The 12646-nt window shown below is 61.8% G+C and carries 10 protein-coding genes; 5 read left to right on the top strand and 5 right to left on the bottom strand.

Going from position 1 to position 12646, the window contains the following annotated elements; translation table 11 throughout:
• Window positions 1-22: 22 nt before the first annotated feature.
• The 4 genes from ACKTSM_RS00335 (at window position 23) to ACKTSM_RS00320 (ending at window position 4806) form a co-directional block, all read left to right on the top strand.
• Window positions 23-490: a DapH/DapD/GlmU-related protein gene (locus ACKTSM_RS00335; RefSeq protein WP_407875162.1), complete on the top strand. Its 468-nt coding sequence runs from the start codon at window positions 23-25 to the stop codon at window positions 488-490.
• Between the two features lie 82 nt (window positions 491-572).
• The gene (locus ACKTSM_RS00330) at window positions 573-1901 is read left to right on the top strand and encodes a polysaccharide pyruvyl transferase family protein (protein ID WP_407875161.1); all 1329 of its coding nucleotides are present in this window, start codon (window positions 573-575) and stop codon (window positions 1899-1901) included.
• Between the two features lie 66 nt (window positions 1902-1967).
• Window positions 1968-3341 carry an O-antigen ligase family protein gene (locus ACKTSM_RS00325; protein ID WP_407875160.1) on the top strand — a complete coding sequence of 458 codons (1374 nt, stop codon included), beginning with the start codon at window positions 1968-1970 and terminating at the stop codon, window positions 3339-3341.
• Between the two features lie 13 nt (window positions 3342-3354).
• Window positions 3355-4806: an oligosaccharide flippase family protein gene (locus ACKTSM_RS00320; protein WP_407875159.1), complete on the top strand. Its 1452-nt coding sequence runs from the start codon at window positions 3355-3357 to the stop codon at window positions 4804-4806.
• Window positions 4807-4827: 21 nt separating this feature from the next.
• On the opposite strand, the gene ACKTSM_RS00315 is transcribed toward ACKTSM_RS00320, so the two are convergent.
• Both ACKTSM_RS00315 and ACKTSM_RS00310 read right to left on the bottom strand, forming a co-directional pair.
• Window positions 4828-6690: a hypothetical protein gene (locus tag ACKTSM_RS00315; protein WP_407875158.1), complete on the bottom strand. Its 1863-nt coding sequence runs from the start codon at window positions 6688-6690 to the stop codon at window positions 4828-4830.
• Between the two features lie 182 nt (window positions 6691-6872).
• On the bottom strand, window positions 6873-7139 hold the full coding sequence (locus ACKTSM_RS00310) for a hypothetical protein (protein WP_407875157.1): 267 nt from the start codon (window positions 7137-7139) through the stop codon (window positions 6873-6875).
• A 164-nt stretch (window positions 7140-7303) separates the two neighbouring features.
• Between ACKTSM_RS00310 and ACKTSM_RS00305 the strand changes: the two genes are divergently transcribed.
• A complete protein-coding gene (locus ACKTSM_RS00305; protein ID WP_407875156.1) occupies window positions 7304-8281 on the top strand; it encodes a glycosyltransferase family 2 protein in 978 nt (325 codons plus the stop codon).
• 5 nt (window positions 8282-8286) lie between these two features.
• Here the strand turns inward: ACKTSM_RS00305 and ACKTSM_RS00300 are convergent, their stop codons facing one another.
• The 3 genes from ACKTSM_RS00300 to ACKTSM_RS00290 all read right to left on the bottom strand — a co-directional run bounded on the left by ACKTSM_RS00300 (window position 8287) and on the right by ACKTSM_RS00290 (window position 12484).
• Window positions 8287-9195, bottom strand: coding sequence for a glycosyltransferase family 4 protein (locus tag ACKTSM_RS00300; protein WP_407876380.1), 909 nt, complete (start codon window positions 9193-9195; stop codon window positions 8287-8289).
• A gap of 350 nt (window positions 9196-9545) precedes the next feature.
• Window positions 9546-11741 carry a GumC family protein gene (locus tag ACKTSM_RS00295; protein WP_407875155.1) on the bottom strand — a complete coding sequence of 732 codons (2196 nt, stop codon included), beginning with the start codon at window positions 11739-11741 and terminating at the stop codon, window positions 9546-9548.
• 8 nt (window positions 11742-11749) lie between these two features.
• Window positions 11750-12484, bottom strand: coding sequence for a polysaccharide biosynthesis/export family protein (locus tag ACKTSM_RS00290; protein WP_407875154.1), 735 nt, complete (start codon window positions 12482-12484; stop codon window positions 11750-11752).
• Window positions 12485-12646 lie beyond the last annotated feature (162 nt).

Here is a 12646-nt window from a genome sequence, read left to right as displayed (position 1 = left end):
CGGGTGATCCAAGCAAATGCCTTTGAAGTCCCTAAACGTTCTGCGACCGCTGCGTCTACGGATTACCGGCCTGCGCCGCAAATGGCTCCGGCTGCGTCACGGCATCCACCTTGCCGATACTGTCAGCCTCTCGCTCAAGGCGCGTTTCGTCAGCGGTGCGCCCGGTTCGATCCGAGTGGGGACCGATACGCTGGTCGCGTTCAAGACATTGGTGGTGTCGAGGACCGCTGAAGGGTCCGTGCGCCCCGTCACGATCGGCGACAATTGCTTCGTCGGGGCAGGGTCCGTGATCTTGCCGGGGGTCACAATCGGCAACAACAGCATCGTGGGCGCCAGCGCGGTCGTGTTCGAAGATGTTCCCGCGCGCTCGATCGTCGCGGGAAATCCCGCCCGCGTGGTCGCGAGCGACGTTGATATCCTGCCTTTCGGGCGGCTTCCCGAAGCCGATGACAACACACAGAAATACTGGTTCGACCAAGCTGGAAGATGACCGGCTGTTGTGGTAGCGCGGCTGCACGATGGGCGTCGGACGAGCGCTGCAATCGCTTTCCCAATCATGGACGATGCCCAAGTTGAGCCAGCCTCATTCCCAAAGACAGATAAGGATCGGCCTGGTCGGCACCTTCGAGGTCGCCAATTTCGGCGACTGCATGTTCCCGGTTGTCTATCGAAGGCTGCTGGCACAGCGGCTGCCCGATTGCGAGTTCCGGTATTTTTCCCCGCGCGCAGCCGAGCGTTCGCCGCTTGCGGATTACGGCCCTGTCAGGCCACTGCCCGCCCGGTTGGAAGATGCGTCGTTCGATGTCGACGTGCTGATCCAGTGCGGCGGCGAGACGCTGTCGCTCGGCCACAGTTCGGGCACCTACAATTTCCCGGCATCGAGCTTGAGCGCGTTTGCCCGTATGTGGCTTGCGCCCACACTTGCCGCGTCACGGGGCGAGACGCTCTTCTTCGTTCACAGCGTCGGCATGCCGACGATCAATCTCGCACCGCAGCCTCTGATTGCCAAAGGCCTCGAATATGCGAACAAGGTCAGCGTGCGCGACGCAGTGACCTCCGATCGGCTCGGGCAGAAATTTCCGGTCGAAGCCGATCCCATGTTCGCCTTGTCAGACTGTCTCGATCGCGAGGTCTTCGAACAGAAGGCGAGAGCGGTCCTGCCCCAAGCGTTCGAGCCCAATGGCTACGTCTGTGCCCATATATCGGCGCCATACCTGGCTGACGGGATCGAGCCATGGTGTGAGCAGATATTGCAGATCACATCGCAAACCGGCCTCAAGGTCCTGCTGCTGCCGGTCTGTCATTTCCTCTGGGATCGCGAAACGCTGGCATCGGCGCGTCAGATCCTGATTGCCAGGGGCATGGCGCCAGAGAACGTGCAATTGCCGCTTCCAGGTCACGCTGATGTCGATGCGACGGCGGCGCTGATCGGAATGTCGGGGGGCGTGGTCTCCAGTTCGCTTCATGCGCTGGTTACCGCAGTCTCCTTCGGAGTGCCCTTTGCCGGCTATGGCGGCAAGGGAAAGAGCGCGGGCAAGCATCGTCAGACGCTGCTGGCCGCCGGCATCGACTTTGGCGTCGTGACCGATGTGTCGCAGCTCGCCGCCACGCTCGGCGAAGTGAGGAAACAAGACCTTGAGGCCGTGCGCGAGGAGGCAATCGGACGCGCCCTTTCCGGTTTCGACCGGCTGGTCGCGTCGATCAGCGAGGGGGAGCGCGAGGCGCGGCCGATGCCTGCCGATCTGATCGAATGCCTGGTCGAGCAGGACCGCGCTCCGACGCGGCACCTCGGACAAGAGGCCAAGAGGCTGATCCTGCGCATGCTGAAATCGGTCCCGGCGATTGCCGCTGCGCTCGAAACGCGCCACCGCGCCAAATTGCTCAAGATTGTCTCGAAATAGGCGGAGTTGCTGGTAAGAGGCCCTATGGCGACTGTTCAACCATCCGGAGGATATGCGCGCGCGCCAATGCCCATGCGGCGGCCGTGGCATGTCGGGCCCAGCCAGCGGGCATCGGTGATCACCGTGCTGCCGCTGATTGCGCTCGCCTATTCCTTTCTTTTCCTGCCGATCGAGGTGAAGGCGAACTTCGCCGGCTTCAATATCTACTCGTTCCGCGCGGCAATCCTGTTGCTCGCCATTCCGGCGGTCAACCGGTGGGTGCGCGACCAGCCGACTTTCGGCCTGGCCGATATTCTCGTGCTGGTATCCTGCCTATGGACGATGCTCGCATTCACCTATCGCGACGGGTTCGGGAACGGGTTCGTCCGATCCGCAGCAATCTTCATCGACACTTTCGGGGCCTACCTCATCGCGCGGACCTCGATCCGCTCGTTCAACGACGTGCGGGTCTTCCTGATCCTGCTGATCCCGGGCCTTGCCTTTGCAGGCGGTTTCTTCGCTCTCGAAAGCGTATCGGGCAGGCTCCTGGTCCGGCCGACCTTTGCCTCGCTCTTCGGTGCAGCCGTCAATTACGAAGGCGGCGTTGCCCAGGGCGCGCTCCACCTCCTGACCGAACGGCGGTTGGGCTTGCTGCGCGCCTACAGCACCTTCTCCTATCCAATCCTCGGCGGGACAATCCTCGCATCGCTTCTGCCAGTGTATCTGAAGAGCGGTCTCAGGGGCTGGCCGCTGGTCGCAGGCGCGATGGCTTGCGCGCTCTCGTTCTTCTCCGTTTCCTCGGCGGCGATCGTTGGCATCGCGATGGGGCTGGGCCTCATTTTCTTCGACAAGATCCTGCCAAGTATGAGGCCGTTCAACTGGTACTTCGTGCTGGGGATTGCGGGCGCTTACGGGCTCGTGGTGAATTTCCTTTTAGAAAGCGGTGTCGTGGGCGTGATCGGACGGTTCACGCTCAATCCGAGCACAGCCTATATCCGCCGCCTCCAATGGGATTACGGGCTCCAGTCGATCGAGAAGCACCCGGTTTTCGGGATCGGGTTCAGCGAATATGTGCGCGCTGACTGGATGACATCGGCGATCGATGCCCATTTCCTTTTCATCGGTATCAGGGACGGGCTTATCACGCCGTTGGCGCTGCTGGCGGCATTCGTCGTCATCATGGCAACGATAGGCAAGCGCTCGCGGTTTCTTGCAAGGCACGACCGCGACCTGCTCATCGGGATCAATTTCATGCTCGCGGTGCTGCTGTTCGCCTCGATGACGGTAACCTATTTTTCCGAGGCCAATATCTGGTTCATGATGGCGCTTGGGCTCGCGGCGAGTTGTGCCCATGCGCACAGGCGTGTGCGGATGCCGGCTCCGCCCATGCGGCCACAGGTCCGACCCTCAGCCAATGCCGTGCCGCATCCCCCGGGCCAGGCCGAGCGACCCCAGCCCTAGCGGCCCATTTCCGATGCTCGCTCGCAACAGCGCTATTTCGATCACGGGGAGCATCATTCCCGTCATTGTCACGATCGCGACGCTCCCGGCGCTGCTTTCGGCCATCGGGGTCGAGCGATACGGCGCGCTGGCGATCTGCTGGTTGATCCTGATCTATGTCGGGCAGGCGGATTGGGGGCTGGGCAAGGCGGCGACCTATCGGGTGGCTCGCCTTGGCGGACGCGATGAACCGGGCATCCGCGAGACGATGACAACCGCCATTCTCACTGCGATCGTCGTCGGCACGGTCATGGCGGTGCTCGCATCAGCCGTCTCGTGGGTATTCTTCGCGCACTTTTTCGACGTTTCGGAGTCATTGCGCGCCGAGCTGCTCGATTGCATCGGGTTGATCGGCGCGGCCACGCTGGCCACCAGCCTGCTTCAGGTGATGTATGGCGTCCTTGCCGGGCGCGAACGCTTTGCCAGCGCGACCGCGGCCATGACCTTGAGCAATGCGTCCCTGCCGGTGCTTGCCCTGGCCACGGCCTTGCTCATCGAGGCGAGCATGCCGGCCTTGATGGTGGCGACCGTGCTGGGCAGGGCGGTCGGTGTCCTGCTGGCTGGCATCGACATCTGGCTGTCTCAGATCAGGGGCCACAAGACCCGTTTCAGCATGGATACCGCACTCAAGCTGCTGGGGTTCGGGTTCTGGATCATGGCGTCCTCGTTCACCGCCCCGGTGCTGGTCACGATCGATCGCATGATCATCGGCAGCACGCTGGGCGCAGCCGCGGTTTCGGCCTACACGATCCCCTACCAGATCGTCAGCCGGCTCCAGCTGGTGCCGCAATCGCTGATGAATGTCGTGTTCCCGAGGCTGTCCGTCGCGCAAGGCGCCGAGGCGAGGAAAACGGCCGCGCATTACGCCGTGACCATTTCCGCACTTTTCCTTCCGATCGTCATCGGGCTGATCTTTGTTTTCGAACCGCTGCTAGAATTGTGGCTGGGCGATGCCCTCGACGACCGCTCGATCCTAGTCGGAAAGGTGCTTTTGTGCGCTTTTCTGTTCACGGCGATTGCCCAATCAATCGCGGTTTTCCTGCAATCGCAAAATCAGGGCCGATTCGTCGCGAGCTTCCAGCTCGGCGAGATCGTTCCCTATGTGATTGTCCTGGTGTTCTCGGCAGGTCGGTATGGTCTGCTCGGCGTTGCGGGCGCATTTCTGCTGCGCCGGATAATCGAGACGATCTTCTTCGTCGCCAGGTCGGGTTACGGCAGCTGCCAGTTCTGGCTTTCACAGGTCCCCGCTATCCTGGGTGTGGTCGCTGCACTCTATCTGGAGCCGCAACTGACCACGCTTTCCTCGCGGCTTGCTCTGGGAACCCTGATAGGCATCGCCGCCTTTGGCCTCGCTGCTGTGGCTGCGCCTAGGGACCTACGGCAGGGGCTGTCGGACAAGGTCCGTCAACTCCTGCCAGGGTCCTGATTGCCTGAATCGGCTGCCTGATCAGAGGGCAGCGCCCGCCGGGGCCGCTCCTTCGCGTAGCGTATCCGCAAGGGCCGGAGCGATGACCGGCGTCTTGAGGTTTGAAAGCAACAGGCCGGCGGGCGCGAAATTGCCGTTGGTCGCGTCAAAAAACAGGGACAGGTGGTCGCCGCCCAGGCTGGTATCGACGCCGCCGTCAGGGGCCGTGCCATCGGCTGTCACGTGATTGCCGATCAGCATGACATCGGGATCGACCGCGGAGCCGCCGCTGATATTCAGCTCGCGCGTGACATTGTTTGCAATCAAGGTGTAACCATCCCCGTCATAGTCGCTGTCCTGCCGGACGAGCAGTTTCTGTGTCGGCAGCGAATTGTGGGCAAAAATCACGTGACTGTGATCGTTGTTGAGCTGCGAAGACAGGCCTTCGTCGAGCGATCCGAGCTTGTTGAAGAAAGCGTTTCCTACAAAGGCTGCATCGTTGATCCCGCCGGACCCTGTGACCAGCATGTCCTGCGCATCGATTTGCCAGCCGGTGTTGAAGGCGAACACCACGTTTTCCCGCACCGACCCCAGGTTGGGAAGTTGGTAAAGGTCGGAATGAATGTCGAAATGCGTGGGCAGGGTGATTGCGCTGCTTTTGGCGTCGAGATCGGTAAAGCCAGCCCCGTTGGTGGTGCCCGGGAACGAAAGCGCGGCGGCAAATCGGCTGTTGTCGAGCAAGGTTGCCGTCCAGTCCGGCTGGGCGTTGATGAAGTCGACGACATTGGCCACCGAGTAGTTGGTGGCATCGCGATAGGCCTGTTCGGTGGATTCAATAACGAAGCTCGCAACCGCGACACCATCTTCCATCAGCGTCAGCGAGCGCAGGTTCGATGCGTTGTTGCCGGACAGCGAGATCGTCGCGCTCGACGCGGCACCGACATATTGCAGCGAAATGGCGTCGATATTCGCGTAATAGGGCGCGCTCGAATGGTCGACGAACGTGTTGGCTATCGCGCAGGTCGCATCCTGCAAGGCGTCTGCCCAGGTGGCCGACGTGCGGTTGCCGCGCGCGAGTGCAGACTTGTCGCCCCAATCATTGACGTCGCTGATGATGCAATCGGTAAAATATGCGCCGCCGCGAAACAGCGAGGGCACGATGTTGCGCGGTCGCATCCGCCACAGATCGTCGCGGCCGCGGCTCTGGACGATGTTGCAGCCGTCGAGCCAATGATGGCGGCTAGTGCTTTCGGTATAGAATTCGAGCGATTCCACCATGTCGATGGTGATGTTCGATCCCTTGAAGTGCAGCCGGTCATATTGCGGCCGCATGCGGGTGAAATCGAACGGAAGGGCGGGAGGATCCTGCCGGAAAGTCACCGGCGCTGCCGCTTCGATCGTGCAATAGCCTCCCCCGTGATGCGATCCGCCGCTCGCGAGGTCATATGTCCCCGGTTCGATCACCGTGATCCGTGGATGCTGGGCATCCTGGGCCCGCAGGAAAGCAAAGGCGCTTGCCATGGTGGTGTGATCGGCGCCGCCTCCGGCAGCAACGGTCACCTCGAAATCATGGGCAGTCGCGGCCATCACGAAGGGATACGGACCGATCACCCGGCTCTGCATGATTGCGTCGCTGGGCACCGCCTCGACATAGATGTCGGCAATGCCTGTGCGGTTCGAAGGCTTGGTCAGCGTAACCCACCATCCGTATATCGAATAGGTGCTGCCGTCAGGGCGCGAAAAGGTGCGGAACGCGGGCGCGTCGACCGTGACCGTGTCGCCTTCGCAATGAAAGCGGACATGCGACAATCCCAGGTTTTCGAGCAGCGAGCCATTCTCGTTTGCGGCGGCAAAGACTCCGATCACCTTGGCCCCCGTCACGGTCTGCCGGGGAGGCTCGAGCATCCGGCAAACCGGCTTGGCTGTCTGCCGGACGGGATCAGCCGGGATCGAGGAGAACCCGCTCGAAGCCGCGCCCGTCCAGCCGGCGCCTGGCGTGAGCAGTGAATTTCCGGCTAGCCCGAACGGAAACGCGGCCCGCCGCGACCCTCCGCTTCCAAAGCCTGCGCCAAAGCCAAAGCCTGGCATCACAGCAGGCCCACGATGTCGGCAGCGGTGGTGCCCGCCTGGCGGATCGCCGAAGGCCTGATATCGAGGATGACGCCGCTGGGGAGATTGCGAAGGGTGACGTCGGCATCGCTATCCACACCCTGCAGAACCAGATCGCCGCCAGTACCAATATAGATTGCCTTGGGGACGACCGTCAGGTCGGCATTGTCGTCAGGGACGATGCCAAAACAGTCGCGAGCAGGGGCGGTGACACTGTCAGTGGATGCGAATTTGTCTTGCGGCATGGTCATTCTCCTTGGGTTCGACCCGCGAACATAAGTAGAACTTTTAGTGTAGGAAAGACATTCGTGCCTCGTCAATTCAGCGCCGCGCCACGGGTCGCAGGGGCATCTTCGATCGCGAGATGAGCGCTGGCCAGATCCATCACTGCAACGCTATAAACCCGTCGATGAACACGCCAGAAACCTGCTGTGCGCGGCCCGAGCTCACGTCACCCGATCAGGCCGAAGTCACGGTCATCATCGTGAGTTGGAACACGCGAGATCTCACATTGAAGGCCATCGAGACCCTGCTGGATAACGCCGGCGATGTGTCGATGCATGTGGTGGTCTGGGACAACGATTCGAAAGACGGATCGGCCGAGGCAATCGCCGAGCAATTTCCCGGCCTCCGAGTGATCGCGCATGACGAGAATATCGGTTTCGCCCTGGCGAATAACCGCGTCGCTGAGATGGCGACGAGCGAGTGGCTGCTGCTTCTCAATCCCGACACCGAAACCCATCCGCGCGCCATCGAGAACCTGCTGCGTTTCGCCAAGGCGCATCCGGAGGCCGGGATCGTCGGCGGCCGCACGGTGTTTCCCGACGGATCGCTCAATCCGGCATCGTGCTGGCGCAAGTCCACTCCGTGGAGCCTGTTCTGCCAGGCCTTCGGGCTTTCCCGCATGTTCCCGGACTCGCCGGTCTTCAATTACGAGGCGATCGGCGGTTGGCGCCGGGACAGCGTGCGCGAGGTCGATATAGTCGTCGGTTGCTTTTTCATGATCCGCCGTGCCTTGTGGGAAGAGCTTGGCGGGTTCGACCGCAAATATGTCATGTATGGCGAGGAAGCCGACATGTGCTTGCGCGCCGCCGAGCGGGGTTATCGCCCGATGATCACGCCCGATGCTCAGATCATGCATCTGGTTGGTGCCTCGACGAATCTGCGCAGCGAAAAGCAGATCCGGCTGATGAAAGCGCGCGTTTCGCTGATCGACGACCATTGGCCGGCAGCGTTCAAGCCGATCGGCCGTGCGCTGATGTGGTTCTGGATCGCGAACCGCCGCCTTGCCTCGAAGCTGATCGGCCTGGTCAGCAAGAACCGCGGCGACGCGGAGGAATGGCGCAAGATCTGGAATGCGCGCCACGAATGGCTGCGCGGCTACTGACAGTCTCAGTATCGAAGCGCGACTGACAGACCGTCGGCAAAAGCGGCGGCAATCGCGGGGCGCCGGAAGCGCTCGGAGGCCGGCGAATGTTGCCATTCGGCGAGTGAGCCCTTCATTTCGCTCTCGTTTTCGACGGCATAACGCATGGCATCGGCGATCGCCCGCGGGGAACCTGCATCGACCGCGATTGCAAAAGGCAGGCCGTCGAAATATCCGTCGATCGCAGTGCTCGCGGGATAAATAATCGGTAGGCCGGCGAAGAGCGCCTCGACGAACACGAGCCCGAAGGACTCCGCGACCGAGGGCATTACGAAGGCAGACGCCGCATTGAGCCGGTCGCGCAGCGCCGCGCGGTCGAGCGGTCCGGCTAAGTCGATCAGGTCACTCTCGCCAGTGATCGTCCTACAGGCTTCGAAATCGTTGGTTTCGCCGCCTCCGATGATCGCGAGCGGCCGGGTGAAACCTTCCTTGCCGAGCATTCTGGTGGCCTCGGCGAGCCGGCCCAGGTTTTTCACTTTCCGGTTTTTCAGATGAAAGACCGAGACCAGTTCGCCGCGCGTCACCCGCGGTGCGATCGGGGTGTCGAGGTCGGTTGGGCAGGGCAGCAATCTGATCGGGTCGTCACGTTCGCCAAGCATTTCGATCACGGCATCGCGGGCGCAAGGCGCAAAGGCGAAGACCGTCTTCGCATGGCGGTAGATCTCGCGGAAACGCGGATGCAGATCCGGGCGTGCGCGCAGGATCTTGCGGTCCGTATTCCCCTGTATCGTGAGAGCGAAGGGCAGGCCCGTCAGCTTCGAGGCTTCGGCTACGGCGATTCCTTCGACGGTGAGCTTGTGCGCGACCAGGAGATCGGGCTTTCGGTCTGCCGCGCTGACACGGCTTGCAATATGTGCGCCCAATCGGTCGAGCATCACCTTGTGCATTATTCCGCGCCCAGGCGCCGCATAGCTCAGAGCTGTTCCGTGTTCGAATGCGACGGAATCGATCTCAGCGCCGATTGGCATCGCGCCGATCGCACAACGTGCCGCTTCCCAGAAATGCGGCCCTTTGCGGTTTATGGAAACGACGCGATGGTCGAACCGGTCTGCGGTCAGCTCGATGAAGCTTCTTATGACCGGCGTCTTGAAGGGCTCTACGGGGTCGGGAAAGTCGGCGCTGACATGGAGGATGCGGGCGGTCATCGGTCCGACGATGCGATCAGATGATAGGTGACGTCGGCGCCGGGGTAATCACCAAACCTGCGCGCATGACGTACCCCAGATCAGTCATGACCATATTGATAATAGCCGTACTGGTAGTTGTAATCCTGCCCGGCTTCGAGAGCGCGGTATTTCGTCAGGATCACGCCTAGCATCTTTGCACCGCCCGCGAGCAGGCGGCGCTTGGCCGCCTTGGCCTTGCCGAACTGGATGCGGTTGGCTTCCATCACGAAGATCGTTCCATCCACCACACGTGCGACCATCGGCGCATCGGCGAGACCCATGACCGGGCACGAATCGAAGATGATCAGCGAATAGTCGTCGCGAACATTGGCGATGAGGTCGCGCAGATAGGGTTCTGCAAGAAGCTCGGTCGGATTGGCCGGAATCTCGGCGATGGGAAGGATGTCGAGGTTTTCGTGCACCCCCTTGACGAGAGCCGTTTCGAGATCGGTATGGCCCAGCAGGACCTCGACGAGGCCGACCTTGGGTTTGCCGAGGTGAAGCAGCTTGGCGATGGACGGGCGACGAAGGTCGGCATCGATCAGCAAGGTCTTGCGCCCCATGCGTGCGAATAGCTCGGCCAGGATGACGGCGGTTGTGGACTTGCCTTCCGATGCCTCGGTCGAGGTCAGTTGCAGGACGCTCCGGTCGCGCGGCAAGGAGAAGTCGATCGTCGACCTGATCGATGCGTAGGCTTCCATCAGGGCGCTCAGGTCATTGCCCGAAACCTCGATTTCCCGGTCATCGACATAGGGGGTTTGACCGAACAGCGAGAGGCCGAGCTTGTCCTCGACTTCCTCGAGCGAGCGGATGCGATCGTCGAAGGTCTCGCGAAGCAGCGCAAGCCCGCCCGCAAGCCCGAGCCCGACCAGCAATGCCATGGTCATGTTGCGCAGCAGGCTCGGCGAATATGGCGAGGTGGGGATCGTCGCGTTGTCGAGTTTGACGAAGGCGCCGGTATCGACATTGGCAGCGCTCGAAATCTGGTTGTAGCGCGTCAGCAGCGACTGGAGTTGCCCGCGCAGCGCTTCGGCCTCGCGTTCGAGAACGCTCAGCTGGACCTGGTTGTCCTGCTCGGCCAGCGTGTCGTTGGTGAGGCCTGCAAGCTCGCGCTCGAGCGCTTGTTCCTGGTTACGGGCGACCACGAATTCGTTGCGGACCGTGGACTTGATCTCGTTGGCGCTCTGTTCGATCTGCGAATCGAGTATGCGGATCTGTTCGAGCAGGTTCCTGATCTGCGGGAAATCGTCATTGTATCGCTGGCGAAGCTCGACCAGCTGTGTGCGCTTGGCGATCCGGTCGGTGACGAGGTTTTGCAGGACAGGATTGGTCTGGACTTCGGGAAGCTGCGCAGCAGGCACCGACTGGATGGCCCGCCAGCGCTGTTCGGCCTCGATCCGTGCGGCACGCGCCTGCGAGACCCGCGAATTGATGCTCGCGAGGTTGGCAGAGGTCAGGGTCGCAGGCGCCGCGGTTTCATCTATGCCGGGTTGCACGATGATGCGGGTGCTGCGCGCGTAATCGTTCGCCGCGCGTTCGGCTTCCTCAAGGCGAACCCTGATCGTCTCGATCTGGTCCTGCAGATAGCCTTGCGCGTATTCGTTGGTTTCAAGCGAACCGCGCGTGTCCGATTCCGCGAATGCGTCGGCATAGGCGTTGGCAAGCTCGGCTGCCAGCACCCGGTCCGAAGACCGGTAGCTGATCGTGATCACCCAGTTCTCATCGGGAAGCGCCGCGGAAACCGAGCTTTGCAGCAGGCTGACGGCGGCCTCGCGCTTGGTGCGGCTCCACTCATCGTCATCGAGGCCCGGCGGGCGGGTGGAATCGAACTCGGCTCCCAGAAGCGCGTCGCGCTCGTCAAGATTAAGGCGGTCGACCACCACTCCGGCAAGGCTGCGGCTCTCGATCACCGCGATCTGGGTCTGGAGAAAGTCGAAAACCTGGTTGCTGGCGATACCGCCCTCAATGTCCTGACCCTCGACGATATATTGGCCGTAGGGTTCGACCCGGACAGTCGAACGGGCCTCGTACATTGGGGTCGCGAGCAGGGTGATCACGAGGCCGGCGATCGCTGCCGCGAGCACGACGAATGCGAACAGCCAACGCTGGCGATAGAGGATTCCGCGAACGGCCGAGAGGTCAATCAGCTGCTGCGAAGCACTCTGCTGCGCAAGCTGGCCCTCGGGCATGTAGGAATCAATCCAGCCTTGGCGCGGTCCGTGGTCGGGCGCCTCGATAATCGAACGATCATTCATGTTTTGGTTCAGTTAGATGAATTGTTCAGTGCCGGGCCGGCAAAAATTCCGAAAGCCGGCAGGGCGCGCAGGAAATCCTGCCAGAACACCGACAGCCCGTCGGTGCCCATGACCACGCGGTCGCTCGGTTCGAGGATGGGATCAAGCATCGTGCCCTGCATTATCTGGCCATAATCGAATTTCGCGATCATGACGCCCTCAGGGGTTTCACGGAACACGGCAACATCCTTGGTACGAGCCGTGCGCTCGACCCCGCCGGCAAGGGCGATTGCCGATGACAGGCGCGCGCCCGGCTGGAAGGTATAGACGCCGGGTGTGTCCACCGCGCCTTCGACCGTGACGAGGTGCGAGGCATATTCGGTGATGTTCACGTTCACCATCGGGCTGCGAAGACCGACCGCCTCGAGACGACGCGTCACATCCTGTTCGAATTGCGCGGCGGTCATGCCGGCTGCGCGGATCGAGCCGAGCATCGGGATCGAGACATTGCCCTCGACACCGATCTGCACTGTCTCGAGAGAGAAATCGGGTTCGCGGAACACGTTGATCGAGATCCGGTCGGAAGGTCGCAGGTTATAGGTCTGCGACCGCATCTGCTGATAGCCGGCCTGGCCGAGATCCGCACGCGGGGTCGCTGCCGCCGCGCCGATCACCGGTTCTGGCGAAGAAGCGCAGGCACCAAGAGAAACTACAGCGATTGCTCCCAGGGAAAGGCGAACAAAGCCAGTCTTCAACAGTACCATTAAGCTCTCCTAGAATTACGGGATATCGCTTAGACGTTTGGATAGCCAAGCGCAATGGCTAGGAAACCGGCGTTCCGACGATGGGACACAGCGCCATGCAGGCAGCAATTTCTCCGGCGATCGCATGCCGCCTGGTGATGCCCGGTGAGTTGTGAAGGCGCC

The sequence above is a fragment of the Qipengyuania nanhaisediminis genome, assembly GCF_045862805.1.
In the GTDB taxonomy this organism is placed as follows: domain Bacteria; phylum Pseudomonadota; class Alphaproteobacteria; order Sphingomonadales; family Sphingomonadaceae; genus Erythrobacter; species Erythrobacter nanhaisediminis_A.
Note: the sequence above shows the minus strand (reverse complement) of the source record. Positions and strands in the feature narration are given on the sequence as shown.

Excerpts from the sequence above, each read along its gene's own strand:
- ACKTSM_RS00325 (WP_407875160.1), top strand. The coding sequence starts at position 1,968 with ATGCCCATGCGGCGGCCGTGGCATGTCGGGCCCAGCCAGCGGGCATCG.
- ACKTSM_RS00320 (WP_407875159.1), top strand. The coding sequence starts at position 3,355 with ATGCTCGCTCGCAACAGCGCTATTTCGATCACGGGGAGCATCATTCCC.
- ACKTSM_RS00315 (WP_407875158.1), bottom strand. The coding sequence starts at position 6,690 with ATGCTCGAGCCTCCCCGGCAGACCGTGACGGGGGCCAAGGTGATCGGA.
- ACKTSM_RS00310 (WP_407875157.1), bottom strand. The coding sequence starts at position 7,139 with ATGCCGCAAGACAAATTCGCATCCACTGACAGTGTCACCGCCCCTGCT.
- ACKTSM_RS00305 (WP_407875156.1), top strand. The coding sequence starts at position 7,304 with ATGAACACGCCAGAAACCTGCTGTGCGCGGCCCGAGCTCACGTCACCC.
- ACKTSM_RS00300 (WP_407876380.1), bottom strand. The coding sequence starts at position 9,195 with ATGCTCGACCGATTGGGCGCACATATTGCAAGCCGTGTCAGCGCGGCA.
- ACKTSM_RS00295 (WP_407875155.1), bottom strand. The coding sequence starts at position 11,741 with ATGAATGATCGTTCGATTATCGAGGCGCCCGACCACGGACCGCGCCAA.
- ACKTSM_RS00290 (WP_407875154.1), bottom strand. The coding sequence starts at position 12,484 with ATGGTACTGTTGAAGACTGGCTTTGTTCGCCTTTCCCTGGGAGCAATC.